This window comes from Kineococcus auxinigenes (assembly GCF_050871525.1).
Lineage (GTDB): Bacteria > Actinomycetota > Actinomycetes > Actinomycetales > Kineococcaceae > Kineococcus.
The window spans coordinates 1-17,602 of the sequence record NZ_JBKBCT010000004.1 but is presented as its reverse complement, the minus strand read 5'-3'; the positions used below and the strand labels follow the sequence as shown (position 1 = coordinate 17,602).

Sequence of the window (17,602 nt, the reverse complement as noted above, 5' to 3'; positions counted from 1 at the left end):
GAGACTACGGTCGGCGGCCGAGCGGCGCGCGCTTCTCCGAGGCGCCGTTGCGGAAGCGCTCGAGGTTCTGGGCCGCCACCTCCGCCGTGAGCTCGGTGCCGTCGGTGAAGGTCACACCGTCGCGCAGGTCGAGCGTGAGGTGGGTCCGGGGCTCGTCGTGCTCCCACGCCTCGGCGAGACCGGGTTCGACGGTGCCGTCCGCCGCGGTGCGCAGCAGGGTGTCGTAGACGGCGGAGCAGTAGAGCGCCGTGTTGCCGCAGAAGGCGTCGGCGGCGCTCCAGGTGGCGACGTCGACGACCGCGCCGTAGCGCAGCTCGTCGGAGGCGCCGCCGCCCGAGCCGCCCGCGTCCTCCGGAGAGGACGAGCACGCGGTGAGCGAAAGCGCGGCAGCGGCCGCCAGAACGGCGAGCTTGGTGGTCCGGAGCATCGTCGCCGTCCTCCTGGGTACGCGTCAGCTGTGACGTGCGGGGGACACCAACACGGAATCCTCAGGCGCATAAGGTATCCGGATCACGCCTGGTAACCTCGCCGCCATGGCAGCGCAGCGGGGCGAGTACAGGAAGTCCGCGCAGCGGCGGGAGGCGATCCTGGACGCCGCGTTCAAGGTCTTCTCCCAGCGCGGTTACGTCGCCACCTCGGTCAGCGAGATCGCCCGCGAGGTCGGCATGACGCAGCCCGGGCTGCTGCACCACTTCGACGGCAAGCTCGCACTCCTGCAGGCCGTCCTCGAGCGCCGCGACCTGTTCGCGCTCGAGACGATCGGGGCGCGCACGGACATCGACTTCCTCAGCGCGCTCGTCGAGATCGCCAGGAGGAACCAGCGCGAACGCGGTGTCGTGCAGCTCTACGCCATCCTCGCCGCCGAGGCGACCAACCGCTCCCACCCGGCGCACGAGTACTTCGAGCGCCGCTTCCGCATGATCGTCGACGGCACCTCGCGCGCCTTCGAGCAGGCTCGCGCCAAGGGCCTCCTGCGGCCGGGCACGGACCCGCACCAGGCAGCGCTCGAATCGACCGCCTTCGCCGAGGGCCTGCAACTGCTGTGGTTGCAGGGGTTCGACGAGATCGACCTCGTCGAGCAGACGAGGAACTCCATCAACCGCTACCTCGCCGAGCCCCTGCCCGTCCAGGGCTCGCCGCTGCCGGTGGCCGCCGCTCTCTGAGGCCCCGCCCCGCACGAGGGGGCGCGGCCGGGTTCCGGGGCGGTGCGCTCACTCCCGGCCGGGCACGTGCTCGGACGCACCCTCGAGATCGTTCCCGTCGTGCTCGAAGGCGAGCAGGCGGCTGGCCTGCACGCCGACGGCGACCGAGGGGGCGCGCAGCAGCCCGCGCTCGGCCAGGTCCTGCAGGGCGCGCTCGATGCCGGAGCGCAGCTTGCGGTGGCGGCGAGCGATGTACTCGTGGTCCGGGTGGTCGGCGGCGCTGGCCTCAGCGGTCAGGACGGCGTTCATCGCCACCTGCGCCCGGCCCCGCGGGTGCGGAACCGGGCGAGCGGGTGCTGCGGGAGGTGCCCGTCAGACCTCGGAGTCGATCTCGTCAGCGATGCGCCGGCCGATCTCCAGCGAGGCGGTCGCCGCCGGCGAGGGCGCGTTGAGGACGTGCACCTGGCGGATGCCGCGCTCGAAGTAGAAGTCGTCCACCAGCGCGCCGCTGCGGTGCAGCGCCTGCGCGCGCACCCCGGCGTGGGTGGGCACGAGGGCGTCGTCGGCCAGCGCGGGCACGAGCTCGCGCAGGCTGGCCAGGAAGCGCTTGCGCGAGGCGGAGCGCAGCACCTCGTCGATGCCCGTCCGCCAGTACTTCTGCCCCAGCTTCCAGGTGCCGGGCCAGCGGAACGTGTCGAGCAGGTCGCCGGCGGAGACGTCGCGCCAGGTGTAGCCCTCGCGCTTGAGGGCGAGCACCGCGTTGGGGCCGGCGTGCACGCCGCCACCGATCATCTTGGTCAGGTGCACGCCGAGGAACGGCAGCGTGGCGTCCGGCACCGGGTAGATCAGGCCCTTGACCAGGTGCGACTGCTGCGGGGTGAGCTCGAAGTACTCCCCGCGGAACGGCACGATGCGCACCTCCGGCTCCAGACCGGCCAGGCGGGCGATGCGGTCGGACTGCAGGCCGCCGCAGTTGACGAACACGTCGCCGGTGACCTCGCCGGTGGTGGTCTGCACGGTGACCGAGCGGAACGTGGAGGAGACCCCGACGATCTCGGAGCCGGTGCGGATCTCGCCGCCGTCCTTCTCCACCAGCTGCGCCAGGGTGTCGCACACGCCGCGGTAGTCGACGATGCCGGTGCTCTCCACGCGCAGCGCCGCCACGCAGGTGACGTGCGGCTCGAACTCGCGGGCCTCCTCCGGGGAGATCAACCGCACGGGGACCCCGTTGGCGAGGCCGCGCTCCAGCAGGCGGCGCAGCGCCGGGACCTGCTTGGGGGTGGTGGCCACGACGAGCTTGCCGCAGATGTCGACGGCGACGCCGTGCTCCTCGGCGAACTCGCGCATCGACCGCGCGCCGGCGGTGCCGAGCGTGGCCTTCAGGCTGCCGGGCGCGTAGTACAGGCCCGAGTGGATGACGCCGGAGTTGTTGCCCGTCTGGTGCTCGGCGAGGCGGTCCTCCTTCTCCAGGACCGTGACGCGGTGCCCGCGCGAGCTCAGCGCCCAGGCCGTCGACAGGCCGACGATCCCCCCACCCGCGACGACGACGTGGCTGCCCATGCGTGTTCCTCCCCCTGCCGGTGCTGTGCTCCCGCGGCGCTCGGGCGCCCGGGACCCCCGCAGGAGTGTCCCCCATCGCCGCCGCGCAGGACGACCACCTCAGCGGATCGCTGCTCCGAACCGGCCGCGTGGTGACCTGGCGTGATCGACCGTGGACGCGGAGTCGTGTGGCGGGGCGTCAGGTCAGCGGGACGGGGTGAGCGTGTGCGCGGTGGGCCCTCTTGCGCTCGTACATCGCCTCGTCGGCGCGGCGCAGCAGGTCCTCGACCCCGTCCCCCTCGGCCGCGACGGCCACACCGACGCTGAGGGAGATCGAGACCTCGACCCCCGCCAGGGCGACCGGGTCGGCCACCGCGTGCGAGAGCCGGTCGGCGACCCCCAGGGCGTCGGGGAGCAGCTCCCGCCCGCGCGGTGCGGTCAGCGCGACGATGAACTCGTCGCCCCCCAGGCGCGCCGCCAGGCCCCCCGGCGGCAGCCCGTGGCGCAACCGGCCGGCCACCTGGACCAGCAGCTCGTCGCCCGCACCGTGGCCGAAGCGGTCGTTGACGGCCTTGAAGCCGTCGAGGTCGCAGAACAGCAGCGCCACCGCGTCCCCGGCCCCCAGCGCCGCGGCGACCCGGCCGGCCAGGTGGCGGCGGTTCGGCAGGCCCGTCAGGGCGTCGGTGCGGGCCAGGTCCTCGATGCGCCGCAGCTGGGCCCGGGTGCGGTCCTGCTCGGCCTCCAGCGCGCGGCGGGCCTCCACGCGTTCCGTGACGTCGTTCTGCAGGCCCACGTAGCGCACCACGCGCCCGTCGGCGTCGCGCACCGGTGCCAGCTGGATCTCGTTCCACCACGGGGTGCGCTCGGGACCGCGGTGGTTCAGCAGCACCCCGCGCCACTCCTCGCCCGCGGCGACCGCGGCCCGCAGGGCCGCCAGCGCCACCGGGTCGGTGTCCGGCCCCTGCAGCAGGCGGCAGTTGCGGCCCAGCACCTGCTCGGCCCGCAGCCCGGACAACGCCTCGAAGGCGGCGTTGACGTACACCAGCGGCTCGTCGGGGCGGCTGACGTCGGCGATCGTCACGCCGTGGGAGGTGGTGCCCAGCACGCGCTGCAGGACGCGCTCGGCGACGGACGCGTCCGCGCCGGGCCCGGCGACGCCCGCGGCGAGGGCGGCCGCCCCGGCGGCGGCGGCCACGCCCGGGCCGGTGGCCGTGGTCGTCCCGGCGGCCGCGACGGTGGTCGCCGCCGCGGCGACGGGCACGGCGGGCACGGCGGTCGCGATCCGTGGCGCGACCCGGGACAGCAGCGAGTGGGCGGCGGCCACGACCGTCGCCCGGTCGTAGGTCAGGGCGTACTCGAAGGTGCGCCCGGCGTCCGGGCCGCCGTCGCCCAGGTCGCGCGCCAGCAGCGCCACGCCGAAGTGCGGGCCGAGCACCACGACGTCCCACTCCCCGCGCACCGGGTCGTGCGGGGCCAGGCTCGCGCCGCGCAGCCCCGGCAGCGGTTCGGAGCTCAGCCCCTCCCCCAGCGCGCACACGAAACCGGTGCGCTCGACCAGGTCGCGGTAGCGGCCCGTGGTGGCGGGGGTGAAGTGCCGCGCCTCCTGGAACGTGGCGGCGACCACGCACGTGGAGCCGATGCGCAGCGCCTCGCGCTCGAGCTGCTTGGACAGCTCGATGAGCAGCGACTTCGGCGAGCGCCGCAGCGGTGTGCCGGGCGGCAGCAGCGCGAACGGCGACGACTCGGCGAACCGCCCGACGGCCGGCGGGGCGGGCAGCCGCAGCTCAGCGGTGGGCAGCGCGGGCACGGGAGCGGGGCCGGGGCGCCCGAACAGCCAGCCCTGGCCCAGGTGGGCGCCCAGCGCGCGCGCCATCACCAGGTGCCGCTCGTCCTCGATGCCCTCGGCCAGCACGGTCGCGCCGCTGCTCTGGGCGTACGCGTTGACCGCGTGCATGATCTCGGCGACGGCGGCCCCGGGGCGCTCCTGCACCAGGCGCAGGTCGAGCTTGACCACGTCCGGCTGCAGCAGCGGCATGAACGCCAGCGACATCGCGTCCGCGCCGACGTCGTCCAGGGCGACGCCCCAGCCGAGCTCGCGCACCCGTGCGACGGTGCGCAGCAGCTCCGCCGGGCGGGCCGCCAGGGCGCGCTCGGTGATCTCCACGACGACGCGCAGCTCACCGGGGGCGCGCTCGGCCAGCGCGAGCAGGTCGTCCAGGGGCGCGCTGTCGAGCACCTCCGGCTCGACGTTGACGAACAGCGTCAGCGGGGCCAGCAGGCCGGAGTCGACGGCGCCGCGGAAGGCCGCGGCGCGGCACGCCTCGTCGAGCTCGGCGAGCAGGCCCTCGGCGCGCGCGGCGGCGAACAGGTGGTCGGGGCGCTCCAGCGGGCCGACGGGGCCGCGGGCCAGCGCCTCGTAGGCGACGACGTCACCGGTGTCCAGGTCGACGATCGGCTGGAACACGCTGCGCACCCCGGCGCCGAGCAGCACGTCGCGGACACCCACGCTCGCCTCCTGCATCACTCGCCGGTGTTCGGCACGACGGCCGCCCGGCTTGAGCGCGGCCCCGCCCGGTGGGCACGAGCGGGTTCAGGCGTGCACCGGCACGCCCACCCCGTCCTCCTCGTCCCGGTCCTGCGCGAAGAACGTGGAGACCACCTCGGAGACCGCGCCGGCCACCCCGGGCCGCGCCGTCCACGGCTCCACCGCGGACAGCACGCCGAGGTCGACCAGGGCGCGCACCGTCTGCAGCGCCGCGGACAGCTCCTCGCCGTCGCCGGTGGAGTCCAGCACGGCCTGCAGCTGCTGCGTCGTCATGGGCCCGAGCACGGAGGAGGTGACGACGCTGAGCCCGCCCACGACGGCGGCGGGGGTGGAGGAGGAGGCGAGCACGGTGGTGACGGCGGAGGCCAGGGCGCCGGCGGCGACGTCGCGGCGGGCCTCCACGTCGTGCAGCGCGTCCACGGGCCCGGGCACGTGGGTGCGCCCGTCGACGACCTCCACGACGCCGGCGGCGCTCCAGTCCAGCCACAGCGCCACCGGGTCCAGCACCTCGCCGACCTGCGCGCGCAGCGCGTCGATGACGGGGCCGTCCACGACGGGCTCCTCCCCCACCGGGACCCCGGCGCGCAGGGCGTCCAGGGCGCGCAGGGCACCGGCGACCACGGGCACGGCCTCCAGGTCGCGCAGCTCCTCCTCGGCCGGCACGGCCAGGGCCGCCGCCTCCAGGGCGTCCAGCACGCTGTGCTGGTCCGAGGCGGCGCCCGCGATGCCGCCGGAGGCGACGTCCAGGCAGTCCGCGAGCTCCTCGGGGTCCCCGCGCCAGGCGCCGGACTCGCCCAGGAACATCAGGTACGTCGTCCACGCCACGCGGACCTCGTCGACGAGCTCCTGCGGGTCCAGGCCGTTGTGCTCGGCGACGGCGGGGACGACCTCGGTGAACAGCTCCCGCAGCTGCGCGGGCGAGAACCACGTGGCGGAGGACTGGGCGATCGGCTCGCCGGAGTCGAGCAGCAGCCAGCCCAGCGACTCCATGAGGCGCGCCTCGAGGTCACCGGGCGCCAGGACCGCCTCGTCCTCCTCGGTCTCCAGGAAGGTGCGGTACGCCACCTGCAGGTCGCCCAGGGCGCGGCCCCCGGCCCGCAGGGGTGCGGGGCCGGGGGCGGGCCGGGTCCCGGTGGTGCGGCGGGCGGACTTCTTCTTCTTCGGCACGGCGGCACCTCGGCGTCGGGGGCGGTCCCCCGCACCCTACCCAGCGTGGCCGCCGCGGGACCCGTCGTCAGGCGCGAGCGGCGGGTGCCCCGGCACCCACCGCCCACCACCCCGCCCCGGTGACGGGGAAGCGGCGCCCGCTCAGGTCGCCGCGCACCCGCACGAAGCGGCCCTTGCCGCCGGCCTGCCACGGGGTCAGGTGCACCGAGGCGGTGTCCAGCAGCTCGGCCATGCGGGTGACCTGGTGCGCCACCCCGCGCAGCACGACGCTCCACGCCAGGTCGCCGCTGACGCCGTCGACCTCGAAGGCGACGGGCGAGCCGGACGCGACCGCGGCCAGCTTGCCGCCGTCGGCCGTGCGGAACAGGACGCTGCCGTGGTCGACGGCGTGGTTGACGGGGAACACGTCCGGGCGCCCGTCCGCGTCCACCACGACGAAGCGGCCGCAGGGGGCCCCGCGCAGCAGTTCCCAGCAGGTGCGCTCGTCGAGGACCTCCACGCCGGGCGCCGGCGCTCCGGCGCTCACCGGGCCACCCCCCGCGCGGCGTCGTGCGCGCGGTCCTGCGCACGGCCCCCCGTGACGTCCTGCGTGAGGTCCACGACGCGGTCCCGCTCCGGCGGCGGGCCCAGGCGGCGACCGGTGAGGCGGGCGAGGTCCAGGCGGAACAGCTCCTCGCGCAGCCCCGGCGCCCAGGTGTCCAGCCGCCCCGCCAGGCTCGCCGGCTCGGGGTGCCCGACGCGCCGGCAGCGGCCGGTGGCGGTCACGCTCCACCCGCCGCGGCGGTCGGCGTCGACGTGGTCGACGTTGAAGGCGACGACCGCGTCGTCCACGGCCCGCGCCAGCACGGTGCCGGCACGGGTGCGGAAGTACAGGTGCTCGCCGACGACGGCGTAGTTCAGCGTCGCCACGGCGGGCACGCCGTGCTCGGCGTAGGCGGCCCGGCCGGTGCCCCGCTCCCCCAGGAGCGCCCGGCACTCGACCGCGGGCAGTGCGGTGAGGTGGCTCATGTCTCGACGGTGCGCCTCGCGGAGCCGGCGGGCAAGGCCGAAGGTCCCGGTCGAGGTCCCGGTCGAGGTCCCGGCCGGGCGGGACCTGCGGCCCTGCCGGTGCCGCGCGTCCCGCACGACGCTGGAGGTGTTCCCGGGGCGGTCGGTCGTCCCGGTTCCACGTCCGGGAGGACACCGTGAGAGCTGCCGTCGTCACCGACTTCAACGCCCCGCTGCAGGTGCGCGAGGTCCCCGTCCCCACCCCGGGGCCGGGTGACGTCCTGGTGCGCATCGAGGCCAGCGGCCTGTGCCACACCGACATCCACGCCGCGCACGGCGACTGGCCGGTGAAGCCGAACCCGCCGTTCGTGCCCGGGCACGAGGGCATCGGCATCGTCGAGGCGCTCGGGGAGGGGGTGACCTCCCGCCGCGTGGGCGAGCGGGTCGCGATCGCGTGGCTGGGCTCGGCGTGCGGCAGCTGCCGGCACTGCGTGAGCGGCTGGGAGACGCTGTGCGCGCAGCAGCGCAACTCCGGGTACTCCGTCGACGGCGCGTTCGCCGAGCACGCGGTCCTGCCGGCGGCGTTCGCCACCCCGGTCCCGGAGGGCATCACCCCGCTGGAGGCCGCACCGCTGACGTGCGCGGGCGTCACCACCTACAAGGCCGTGAAGGTCGCCCGCGTGGCGCCGGCCGAGACCGTCGCCGTGTTCGGCATCGGCGGGCTGGGGCACCTGGCGCTGCAGTACGCGCGCATCGCCGGCGGCTTCACCGTGGCGGTCGACGTGCAGGAGGACAAGCTGCAGCTGGCGAAGGAGCTGGGCGCCGACCACCTCGTCAACGCCCGCGAGGTGGACGCCGCCGAGGCGGTCCAGGCCCTGGGCGGTGCCGACGTGAGCATCGCCCTGGCGGCCTCCCCGGCCTCCTTCGACCAGGCGTACCGGGCGCTGCGCCCCGGTGGCCGGCTGGTGTGCGTGGCGCTGCCCGCCGACGGCACCATCACCCTGCCGATCTTCGACACGGTCCTGCGGGGCAAGTCCGTCATCGGCTCCATCGTGGGCACCCGCAACGACCTGGCGGACGTGTTCGCCCTGCACGCCGCCGGGCGCACGCGGGTGGTGGCCGTGCCCCGCCCGCTGGAGAGCGTCAACGAGTCCATCGCCGACGTCCTCGCCGGCCGCGTGCCCGCACGCGTGGTCTTCGAGCTCTGAGCGGCCCCGGACCCCCGGTGGCCCCGGGGCGCGCGGTGGACCCCGCGCCCCGGGGCCGCTGGGCGTGCCGCGGCGGCGGGTGCGAAGCTGTGCCCAGCACGGGCGGGTCCGGGCACGACGGAGACCGCGACGGGGAGCGGGGAGACGACGCGCGGGACCATGGACGACGGCACGCACGAGAGCACCCAGCGACGACCCCGCGAGAGCACCGGGCCCCTCGGCGAGCCCCCCGGCGCCGAGGAGCGCGCGGACGCCGGTGAGCGCTGGCACCTGGACCTGGAGCACCACCTGTCCTCGGTGCCGCTGGCACGGCACTGGGTCGTGCAGCGGTGCACGTCCGTGCGGGTGCCGATCGCGGTGCTGACGGTCGTGGAGCTGCTGACGGCGGAGCTGACGGCCAACGCCGTCCTGCACGGCCGCGCGCCCGTGCGGCTGGACCTGCAGCGCACGCCCGGCGAGGTGCGGGTGGCCGTCACCGACGCCGACAGCACCCCGCCGGTGCGGCGCAGGGTCGGCCCGGAGGCCACCGGCGGACGGGGTGTGGCCCTGGTGGACCTGCTCTCCGGCGCCTGGGGCGTCGAGCAGCACGGGGACGGCAAGACGGTGTGGTTCACCGTCGGGCTGCCCGGCGGCTGAACACGGGGCCCCGGGGGGCACCGCTCCCGCACCCGGGTGGGCGGCCGCCTCAGGGCGCGCTCTCGCGCAGCACCAGGGAGGTGGGCACGGTGGCGGCCAGCGGTTCGCCCCCCTCGATGCCGTCCACCACCAGGCGCACCACCTCCCGCCCGATGCGGTCCAGCGGCTGGCGCACGCTGGTCAGCGGCGGCTCGAGGGTCGCCGCCAGGCCCGTGTCGTCGAAGCCGACGACGGCCACGTCGCCGGGGACGGTGCGCCCCGCCGCGCGCAGCGCCGCCAGCGCCCCGGAGGCCATCAGGTCGGAGGCGACGAAGACGGCGTCCAGCTCCGGTTCCACGTCCAGCAGCGAGCGCATCGCGGCGGCGCCGCTCTCCCGGCTCCAGTCGCCGTGCCGCACCAGGGACGGCGCCGGCTCCTCGCCGGCGGCCCGCAGCACGTCGCGGTAGCCCTCGAGGCGGTCGATGCCGCCGGGGGTGTCGAGCGGCCCGGTGATGGTGGCCACCCGGCGCCGGCCGGTGGCGAGCAGGTGCTCCACGGCCGCGCGCGCCCCGCCGCGGTCGTCGGCGGAGACGGAGCTGATGCGCCCCTCCATGCCCAGCACCCGCCCGCAGGCCACGACGGGGACCTCCGTGGCCGCGAGCTGACCGGGCAGCGGGTCCCCCGCGTGCGAGGAGACGAGCAGTACGCCGTCGACGTGCCCGCCCTGCAGGTAGGCGAGCACGCGGCTGCGCTCGTCGGCGGTGCCGGCGATGAGCAGCACGGGCGTCAGGCTCCGCTCGGACAGCGCCTGCGCCACCCCGCGCAGCAGGACGGAGAAGACGGGGTCCTCGAACAGCAGGTGCTGCGGCTCGGTGAGCAGGAAGGCGATGGAGCCGGAGCGGCCGGTCACGAGGGAGCGCGCGTGCGGGTTGGCCGTGTAGCCGGTGCGGGCCACGGCCTCGCGCACGGCGCGCGCCGACTCGGGGCTGACCCACTCGTGGCCGTTGAGCACCCTGGAGACGGTGGCGTAGGACACCCCCGCCTCGCGGGCGACGTCGCGGATCGTGGGCCGCTTGCGGGCGGCGGGGGTGCGCGCGGCACGCGCACCGGTGGTGGGCTCGGGCACGCTCACCCCTTGACCGCACCGCTGGACAGGTCGACCTGCCAGTAGCGCTGCAGGCACAGGAAGAGCGCCACCAGCGGCACGATGGAGAGCAGGGAACCGGTCACCACGGAGGTGTACATCGCGGGCTGGGAGGCCCCCTGGTTCAGCAGTCCGTTGAGTCCCACGGTGACGGGGAAGAGCCTGTCGTTGCCGAGCATGATGTAGGGAAGCATGAAGTTGTTCCAGATGGCCACGAACTGGAACAGGAAGACGGTGACGAGCCCGGTGCGCATCATGGGCAGGGCGATGGTGGCGAAGAGGCGCGCGTCGCCCGCGCCGTCGACCCGGGCGGCCTCGACGACGTCGTCGGGCACGGCTGCGGCGGCGAAGATGCGCGCCAGGTAGATGCCGTAGGGGCTGATGACGCTGGGCAGCAGCACCGACCAGTAGGTGTTCGTCAGGTCGACCTTCGCCAGCAGCAGGTACTGCGGCACGGCGAGCACGACACCGGGCACCAGCACGCCGGCCAACAGCACGTTGAAGACGGTCCGCTTGCCGGGGAAGGAGTACTTCGCCAGCGCGAAGCCCGCCATCGCCGAGACCAGCGTGGACGCCGCCGCGCCCACCCCCGCGTACAGGGCGGTGTTGAGCATCCACCGCCAGAACAGCCCGTCGCGGTAGGCGGCGAGGTCGGCCACGTTGTCCAGCAGGTGCGTGCTGGGCGCCAGGGTGAACGTGGAGAAGAGCTCCGCGGCGCTCTTGGAGGAGGCGATCAGCACCCACAGCACCGGCAGCAGGCAGTACGCGGCCCCCAGGAGCAGCGGCACGCTCACGGCGGCGCTGGGCCGGGTGACCGCCGTGCGGCCGCGGCCGCCCCGTCGGGAGGCAGCGCTCCGGGGACCCGCCGCGCGCACCGGGGCCGGCGGGGTGAGGGAGGCGGAGGTGGGGGGCATGGCGGGGTCACTTCTCCTGGTCGAAGGCGCGGTTCCCGACGAGCTTGAGGAACCCGAAGGACAGCACGAGCATCACGAGGGCGATGACCACGGAGGTGGCCGCGGCGGAGTAGACGTCGTTGCGGACGAACGCGTCGCGGTACACCTTCATCAGCGGCGTCCACGTCGAGGAGATGGAGTTGCTCAGCGGGCTCAGCGTGGTCGGCTCGGCGAACACCTGCAGCGTGGCGATCATCGAGAAGATCACGGTCATCACCAGGGAGGGGACCACGATCGGCACCTTGATGCGCAGCGCGATCTGCAGGTCGCTCGCGCCGTCGATGCGGGCGGCCTCGTAGATCTCCTGCGGCACCGAGCGCAGCGCCGTGTACAGGACGATCATGTTGAAGCCGACGCCGCCCCACAGGGCGATGTTCGCCACGGCGACGATGACCAGCCGCGAGGACAGCAGGTCCGGCGCAGGCAGGCCGACCAGCTCCAGCACGTCGACCAGGGGGCTGACGCGCGGCAGGTACAGGAACCCCCACAGCAGGGAGGCCACCACCGCGGGCACCGCGTACGGCAGGAAGATCGAGGTGCGCGCGAAACCGCCGACGCGGGTGCGGCCGGAGTCCAGCAGCAGCGCCAGGGTCAGGGCCAGCGCCATCATGACGGGCACGAGCACCAGCCCGTAGAGGGCGACGCGGCCGACGCTGGCGAGGAACTCCGGGTCGCTCAGCGCCCGGGCGTAGTTGCTCAGCCCGGCCCACTCCTCGGTGCGGCCGGCGGAACCCAGCCCGAGGCCCTTCACCTGGGCCTTGCGGAAGCTCAGGTAGGACGCGTAGACGATGGGCGCGGCGAGGAACGCGGTGAAGAACAGCACGGCGGGGGCGAGGAAACCGTACGGCGCCAGCGACCGGCGGGGCCGGCGCACGGGAGCGGGGGCGGTCTGGACGGCCATGTCGGGACTCCTGGATCGGGTTCTCGGGGACGGGCGGTGCGACGCGGGGGGAACACCGCGCCGCACCGCGGTCGGTCAGTCCGCGACGGTGAACCCGGTGTTCTCCAGGTCCTCCACCGTGGTGGTCTGCATGGCCTGCAGGGCGGCGGTGAAGGCTTCGGCGGAGCGCTGCTCGGCGGCAGGGCCGAAGGCGTCGGTGTAGGCGCTGTAGGCGACGTTGACGTTGGGCCCGTAGGTGAAGTCGTTGCTCGTCTCGGCGACCTCGGCGACGACGTCGTAGTAGTCGGGCTGGTTCGCCAGGAACGCCGGCGGGTCGGTCAGCGCCTGGGAGGCGGCCTCCGTCGCAGCGGGGTAGACGCCCGCCACGTCGGCCAGGGCCTGGACGGCCTCGGGGTCGGTGTTCAGCCACTGCGCGAACTCGGCCGCCTCGGCCGGGTGCTCCGACTGGGTGGTGACGGCGGTGGCCGAGCCGCCCCAGTTGCCGCCGGCGGGGTCCGTGGGGTCCCACTGCGGCAGCGGTGCGGCGGCCCACTTCCCGGCGGTGTCGGCGGCGTTGCCCTCCAGCACGGCCGGGGACCAGACGGCCCCGACCCAGCCGGCCTGGGTGCCCTCGTTGAGGGCGGCGTTCCACTCGGGGGTGTACATGGGGGTGTTGGCGATGACGCCCTCCTGCACGAGGCCGCCCCAGTAGGAGGCGACCTGCCGGGTGGGCTCGGAGTCGATGTCCACGTCCCACGCGTCGCCCTCGACGCCCCACCAGGAGGCGCCGGCCTGCTGGGACAGCCCGGCGAACCAGCCGGGGTCGTTGGCGGAGAAGGTGCCGAGGAACACCGAGGGGTCGGCGGCGTGGATCTTCCGGGCGGCGTCGGCGTACTCGGCCCAGGTGGTGGGGACCGCGATGCCGTGCTGCTCGAAGAGGTCGGCGCGGTAGAAGAACAGCATCGGCCCGGAGTCCTGCGGAACGGCGTACACGGCGTCCGAGCCGAGGGTCACGCTGTTCCACACCGAGTCGGGGAAGGTCCCGGCGACGTCGTCGCCCAGCTCGCCGGAGATGTCGGCCAGGGCGTCGGAGGAGACCAGGGTGGGGATCTTCTGGTACTCGGCCTGCATGAGGTCCGGGGCACCGTCGCCCGCCTTGATCGCGGTGAGCAGCTTGACGACGGCCGCGTCGCCGCCGTCCTGCTTGTTGACGGTCACCTGGACGTCGGGGTGGGTGTCGTTCCAGGTCTGGACGACCTGCTCCATGTTCGGGGCCCACGTCCAGAACGTGAGCTCCACAGGACCGCCGCCGGACCCCGTGCCGCTGCCGCCGCTGCAGCCGGCGGTCACGAGCAGCGCCGCCGCGGCCACGGCGGTCAGGGTGCGGCGCCGGCCGGGTCCTCGGCGGGCGCCGGCCGGGGCGACGGGGGCGGACTGGCGGCTGGCGCGGGACATCGGCTTCGAACGCACGGATCCTCCTCGATCGACCTCGCCGCGTCTTCGCGGCGAGCTGGGGCCGGACGACGAGCACCGGCCTGTGACCGGTTACAGTCGGCACCGCGAGCAGTTCTGTCAAGTCCCTCGACATCCGTGACTTACTGCGCCTACCGTGCGAAGCGGAGCCTGTGACCGATCACAGCCCACTGCCAGGCGGTGCACCCGCCACGGCCGGCGACGACGCCCCGGAAGGACCCCCGTGCCCACGCCTGCACCCCCCACCGGCGAGCCCGCCCCGCTCGTCCTGGACCACTCCCCCTGGGCCACCCCCCTGCGACGACCGCGGATGGCGAACGAGGAGGACCGGCGCCCGGGCCTGGCGCTGACGAACCGCTGGCTGGAGCGCGACGGGCGGCCCTTCGTGCCCGTCTCCGGGGAGGTGCACTACAGCCGCCTGCCCCGCGAGCGCTGGGGCGAGCGCCTGCGCGCGGTGCGCGCCGGCGGCGTCACCGTCGTGTCGACCTACGTGGTCTGGCTGCACCACGAACCCGAGCGCGGCCGCGCCTCGTTCGCGGGGAACCTCGACCTGGCGGCGTTCGTGGACGAGTGCGAGCGCACCGGCCTGGACGTGGTGCTGCGCATCGGCCCGTGGGTGCACGGCGAGACCCGCAACGGAGGGTTCCCCGACTGGGTGCAGTCCGCCGACGTGGCGCACCGCACCGACGACCCCGGCTACCTGGAACTGGTGCGCGAGTGGTTCGGCCGGATCGGGCGGGCGCTGGGCGGGCGCGCGCGCGCCGAGGGCGGCCCGGTGCTGGCGGTCCAGCTGGAGAACGAGCTGTACGACCAGCCGCAGCACCTGGTGACGCTGAAGCGGCTGGCCCGCCGGGCCGGGGTGAGCGCCCCGCTGTGGACCGCGACGGCCTGGGGCGGCGCGCGACTGCCCGAGGGCGAGGTGCTGCCGCTGTACGGCGGGTACGGCGACGGGTTCTGGGTGGACGCCGGCGCACCGTGGGACCCCACGTTCCGCGAGCACTTCTTCTTCTCCCACGTGTGGGACGACCCCGGCATCGGCGCCGACGTGCGCGAGCGCACCGGCACGGGCGGGGCGAGCGCGGCGGTTCCGCGCAGCCCGTCGGTGCTGTTCCCGCCGGCCACGTGCGAGCTGGGCGGCGGGATGGCCACCGCGTACCACCGCCGCCCGCGCCCGGCGGCCCTGGACGTGGCCGCCGTCGCCCACTGCAAGATCGGCAACGGTTCCGCCTGGCAGGGCTACTACATGTACGCCGGCGGCACGAACCCCGTCGGCACGACCCCGGGCGGCGTGGCCTGCGTCGACGGCGGGGGCACCCAGGAGTCCCACGCCACCGGCTACCCCAACGACGTGCCGCGCCTGGGGTACGACTTCCACGCCCCCGTCGGCGAGTCCGGGACCCTGGCCCCCAGCCACGGCGAGCTGCGCCGCCAGCACGCGTTCCTCGCCGCGTTCGGCGAGCGCCTGGCGGCGATGCCGTCCTCGCTTCCGCAGGTGCGCCCCGCCGGGGTGCAGGACACCGCGACGCTGCGCTGGGCGGTGCGCGCCGACGCCGACCGGGGCGAGGGGTTCCTGTTCGTCTCCTGGCACCAGCCGCACGTTCCGCTGGCCGCCCACCCGGGCGCCCGGTTCCGCGTGCGGGTGGGCGGCGGGCCCGACCTGGTGCTGCCCTCCCGGGGGGTCGAGGTGCCCGCGGGCACGCTGGCGCGCTGGCCGTTCCGCCTGGAGCTGGGCGGCGCCCGCGTGGAGTGGGCCACCGCCTCGGCCCTGACCGTCCTGCCGGGGGCGCCGCACCCGGTGCTGGTGCTGACCGCCGAGGAGGGCGTCCCCTGCGAGGTGGCGGTGAGCGCCGGGAGCGTGCTGGAACGGGCCGACGGCACCGCGCTGCCCGCCCGGGGGCACGAGGGCCTGCTCCTGCACGACGTGACGCCCGGCGGGGAACCGCTGCGGCTGCGGGCACCCGGCGGCGCGCTGGACCTGCTCGTGCTGCCCGCGGCCACCGCGCGCGACGCCTGGGTCGTGGAACCCGGCACCGCGGGCGCGCAGCGCCGGCTGCTGCTGTCCGCGGCCCCCCTGGCGTGGGGCGCCGACGGCGCCGTCACCTGCCGGGAGACCGGTGACGCCCCCGACGTGCGCTCGTACGACGCCGCCGCCCGCGCGTTCCGCCCGGTGCCGCTGGAGCGCGCCGGCCCGCCGGCCCGCTCCCAGGAGGTGCCGGCGGCCGCCGTGCGCGAGCCCTCGCCGGGCGTGCCGGTGCTGCACGGCGAGTTCGCCGGCCGCGCGTCCGCTCCCTCCCCCGAGGACTTCGAGGAGCACGCCGCGGTGCTGCGGCTCGCGCTGCCCGCCTGGGTGGCCGAGCACGGGCGCGACCCCCTGCTGCACGTGGACTGGGCCGGGGACGTCGCCGAGCTGCGGGTGGACGGGCGCACCGTCACCGACCGGTTCTGGGACGGCTCGCGCTGGAGCGTGTCGCTGCGCGACGCGGGCGTGCGGGCGACCAGCGAGGTCACCCTGCACCTCCTGCCGCTGGCCGTGGGCGCTCCCGTGCACCTGCCCGCCGACGCCGCCGCTCGCCTGGCCGGGGCGGAGAAGCAGTTGTGGGCCCTCGACGCGGTGCGCGTCGAGGACGCCGCCACCTGGACCGAGCCCGCCCCCGCGGGCTGACGAGCGGGCGGGCGCCGCCCGCCCGCACCTTCCCCTCGTGACGCGAAGGAGCGCCATGACCACCACCTCGTCCTCCCTGCGCCGGCGCAGCCTGCTGGCCGCGCTGGCGGTGGGCCCGGCCGCCGGCGCGGCCCTGGCCACCGCCCCGTCCGCCGCCGCGTCGGGCGGCGGCCCCGGCCTCGCCGTGCGCGGAGCCGACCTGTCGTTCCTGCTGCAGAGCGAGGCGGCCGGCGCCCGCTACCGCGACCGCGGTGGTCGGCCCCGGCCCGTCGAGCACCTGCTGCGCGCGCACGGCGCGAACTGGGTGCGGCTGCGCGTGTGGGTGGACCCGCCCGCCGGGTACAGCGACGTCGCCTCGACCGTGGAGCTGGCGCGGCGCGCGAAGCGCGCGGGCATGCGGGTCCTGATCGACTTCCACTACTCGGACTTCTGGGCCGATCCCGCGCACCAGAGGACACCCGCCGCGTGGGCCGGGCAGGACCTGGCGACCCTGGCGCGCACGGTGCGGGCGCACACCTGCGAGACCCTGCGGGCGATCGCGGCCGGCGGCGGCCGCGTCGACATGGTGCAGGTGGGCAACGAGGTGACCGCCGGGATGCTGTGGCCGCTGGGGCAGGTGTACCGCCCCGGGCAGCCGGACGACTGGGCCGGGTTCACCACCCTGCTGAAGGCCGGGATCGCCGGGGTGCGCGACGTGCACCGGCGCCGTGAGGACGTGCCCGTCATGGTCCACGTGGACCGCGGCGGCGACGACGGCGGCTCGCGCTGGTTCTACGACCACGTCCTCGCCGAGGGCGTCGACCTCGACGTCATCGGCCTGTCGTACTACCCGTTCTGGCACGGTTCCCTGGACGACCTGCAGGCGAACCTCGACGACCTCGCCACGCGCTACGGCAAGGACCTCGTGCTCGTGGAGACCGCCTACCCGTGGACGCTGGAGAACGGCGACGACCTGGAGAACCTCATCGCCCGGATCGGGCAACTGCCCGACGCCGACCGCTTCCCGCCCACCCCGCAGGGGCAGGCCGCCTACTTCGAGGCGCTGCGCGAGGTGCTCCTGGCGGTGCCGGACCGCCGCTGCCTGGGGTTCTTCGCGTGGGAGCCGGCGTGGTTGCCCGGGGTCGGCTGGGAGCCGGGCGCCGGCAACCCCAACGACAACCTCACGATGTTCGACCACGACGGCCGCGCGCTGCCGTCGCTGGCCGCCTTCCGCCCGGCGCGCTGACGGGGCCCGCGACCTCGCGGCGGGCCGGCGGCCGCGGGGGGGGGGCCGCGCGGGCCCCCCCC

The 17,602-nt window shown here is 75.6% G+C and carries 16 protein-coding genes; 5 read left to right on the top strand and 11 right to left on the bottom strand.

The window, feature by feature from the left end:
* Nucleotides 1-4 precede the first annotated feature (4 nt).
* On the bottom strand, nucleotides 5-427 hold the full coding sequence (locus ACRYR9_RS02845; RefSeq protein ID WP_432492091.1) for an ABC transporter substrate-binding protein: 423 nt from the start codon (nucleotides 425-427) through the stop codon (nucleotides 5-7).
* Between the two features lie 106 nt (nucleotides 428-533).
* Here ACRYR9_RS02845 and ACRYR9_RS02840 point away from each other — a divergent pair, with 106 nt between their 5' ends.
* Entirely contained in the window at nucleotides 534-1,163 is a 630-nt protein-coding gene (locus ACRYR9_RS02840; RefSeq protein ID WP_432492093.1) for a TetR family transcriptional regulator, read from the top strand.
* Between the two features lie 48 nt (nucleotides 1,164-1,211).
* On the opposite strand, the gene ACRYR9_RS02835 is transcribed toward ACRYR9_RS02840, so the two are convergent.
* The 6 genes from ACRYR9_RS02835 to ACRYR9_RS02810 form a co-directional block, all read right to left on the bottom strand.
* Entirely contained in the window at nucleotides 1,212-1,451 is a 240-nt protein-coding gene (locus tag ACRYR9_RS02835; protein WP_432492094.1) for a hypothetical protein, read from the bottom strand.
* 63 nt (nucleotides 1,452-1,514) lie between these two features.
* Nucleotides 1,515-2,702, bottom strand: a complete 1,188-nt coding sequence (gene lhgO, locus ACRYR9_RS02830) for an L-2-hydroxyglutarate oxidase (RefSeq protein ID WP_432492096.1) — start codon at nucleotides 2,700-2,702, stop codon at nucleotides 1,515-1,517.
* A 178-nt stretch (nucleotides 2,703-2,880) separates the two neighbouring features.
* On the bottom strand, nucleotides 2,881-5,187 hold the full coding sequence (locus ACRYR9_RS02825; protein WP_432492098.1) for an EAL domain-containing protein: 2,307 nt from the start codon (nucleotides 5,185-5,187) through the stop codon (nucleotides 2,881-2,883).
* Between the two features lie 84 nt (nucleotides 5,188-5,271).
* Nucleotides 5,272-6,393 (bottom strand): hypothetical protein, encoded by a 1,122-nt coding sequence (locus ACRYR9_RS02820; RefSeq protein ID WP_432492100.1) that lies wholly within the window; start codon nucleotides 6,391-6,393, stop codon nucleotides 5,272-5,274.
* A 67-nt stretch (nucleotides 6,394-6,460) separates the two neighbouring features.
* Nucleotides 6,461-6,919 carry a pyridoxamine 5'-phosphate oxidase family protein gene (locus tag ACRYR9_RS02815; protein WP_432492102.1) on the bottom strand — a complete coding sequence of 153 codons (459 nt, stop codon included), beginning with the start codon at nucleotides 6,917-6,919 and terminating at the stop codon, nucleotides 6,461-6,463.
* Nucleotides 6,916-7,401, bottom strand: coding sequence for a pyridoxamine 5'-phosphate oxidase family protein (locus ACRYR9_RS02810; RefSeq protein WP_432492104.1), 486 nt, complete (start codon nucleotides 7,399-7,401; stop codon nucleotides 6,916-6,918). Before ACRYR9_RS02810 ends, ACRYR9_RS02815 begins: the two co-directional genes overlap by 4 nt.
* Nucleotides 7,402-7,577: 176 nt before the next feature.
* Between ACRYR9_RS02810 and ACRYR9_RS02805 the strand changes: the two genes are divergently transcribed.
* Nucleotides 7,578-8,588 carry a zinc-dependent alcohol dehydrogenase gene (locus ACRYR9_RS02805; RefSeq protein WP_432492106.1) on the top strand — a complete coding sequence of 337 codons (1,011 nt, stop codon included), beginning with the start codon at nucleotides 7,578-7,580 and terminating at the stop codon, nucleotides 8,586-8,588.
* 159 nt (nucleotides 8,589-8,747) lie between these two features.
* Nucleotides 8,748-9,224: an ATP-binding protein gene (locus ACRYR9_RS02800; RefSeq protein WP_432492108.1), complete on the top strand. Its 477-nt coding sequence runs from the start codon at nucleotides 8,748-8,750 to the stop codon at nucleotides 9,222-9,224.
* Between the two features lie 49 nt (nucleotides 9,225-9,273).
* On the opposite strand, the gene ACRYR9_RS02795 is transcribed toward ACRYR9_RS02800, so the two are convergent.
* The 4 genes from ACRYR9_RS02795 to ACRYR9_RS02780 form a co-directional block, all read right to left on the bottom strand.
* Entirely contained in the window at nucleotides 9,274-10,329 is a 1,056-nt protein-coding gene (locus ACRYR9_RS02795; protein WP_432492110.1) for a LacI family DNA-binding transcriptional regulator, read from the bottom strand.
* A 2-nt stretch (nucleotides 10,330-10,331) separates the two neighbouring features.
* A complete protein-coding gene (locus tag ACRYR9_RS02790) occupies nucleotides 10,332-11,261 on the bottom strand; it encodes a carbohydrate ABC transporter permease (protein ID WP_432492112.1) in 930 nt (309 codons plus the stop codon).
* Nucleotides 11,262-11,268: 7 nt separating this feature from the next.
* Entirely contained in the window at nucleotides 11,269-12,201 is a 933-nt protein-coding gene (locus ACRYR9_RS02785; protein WP_432492114.1) for a carbohydrate ABC transporter permease, read from the bottom strand.
* Between the two features lie 75 nt (nucleotides 12,202-12,276).
* The gene (locus ACRYR9_RS02780; RefSeq protein ID WP_432492116.1) at nucleotides 12,277-13,650 is read right to left on the bottom strand and encodes an ABC transporter substrate-binding protein; all 1,374 of its coding nucleotides are present in this window, start codon (nucleotides 13,648-13,650) and stop codon (nucleotides 12,277-12,279) included.
* Nucleotides 13,651-13,876: 226 nt separating this feature from the next.
* Between ACRYR9_RS02780 and ACRYR9_RS02775 the strand changes: the two genes are divergently transcribed.
* Together ACRYR9_RS02775 and ACRYR9_RS02770 are read left to right on the top strand one after the other, a co-directional pair.
* Complete coding sequence (locus tag ACRYR9_RS02775; RefSeq protein ID WP_432492118.1) at nucleotides 13,877-16,315, top strand: beta-galactosidase; 2,439 nt, start codon at nucleotides 13,877-13,879, stop codon at nucleotides 16,313-16,315.
* A gap of 55 nt (nucleotides 16,316-16,370) precedes the next feature.
* A complete protein-coding gene (locus ACRYR9_RS02770) occupies nucleotides 16,371-17,540 on the top strand; it encodes a glycoside hydrolase family 53 protein (protein ID WP_432492120.1) in 1,170 nt (389 codons plus the stop codon).
* Nucleotides 17,541-17,602: the final 62 nt, after the last annotated feature.

Excerpts from the sequence above, each read along its gene's own strand:
- ACRYR9_RS02785 (WP_432492114.1), bottom strand. The coding sequence starts at position 12,201 with ATGGCCGTCCAGACCGCCCCCGCTCCCGTGCGCCGGCCCCGCCGGTCG.
- ACRYR9_RS02845 (WP_432492091.1), bottom strand. The coding sequence starts at position 427 with ATGCTCCGGACCACCAAGCTCGCCGTTCTGGCGGCCGCTGCCGCGCTT.
- ACRYR9_RS02770 (WP_432492120.1), top strand. The coding sequence starts at position 16,371 with ATGACCACCACCTCGTCCTCCCTGCGCCGGCGCAGCCTGCTGGCCGCG.
- ACRYR9_RS02790 (WP_432492112.1), bottom strand. The coding sequence starts at position 11,261 with ATGCCCCCCACCTCCGCCTCCCTCACCCCGCCGGCCCCGGTGCGCGCG.
- ACRYR9_RS02840 (WP_432492093.1), top strand. The coding sequence starts at position 534 with ATGGCAGCGCAGCGGGGCGAGTACAGGAAGTCCGCGCAGCGGCGGGAG.
- lhgO (WP_432492096.1), bottom strand. The coding sequence starts at position 2,702 with ATGGGCAGCCACGTCGTCGTCGCGGGTGGGGGGATCGTCGGCCTGTCG.
- ACRYR9_RS02835 (WP_432492094.1), bottom strand. The coding sequence starts at position 1,451 with ATGAACGCCGTCCTGACCGCTGAGGCCAGCGCCGCCGACCACCCGGAC.
- ACRYR9_RS02810 (WP_432492104.1), bottom strand. The coding sequence starts at position 7,401 with ATGAGCCACCTCACCGCACTGCCCGCGGTCGAGTGCCGGGCGCTCCTG.
- ACRYR9_RS02800 (WP_432492108.1), top strand. The coding sequence starts at position 8,748 with ATGGACGACGGCACGCACGAGAGCACCCAGCGACGACCCCGCGAGAGC.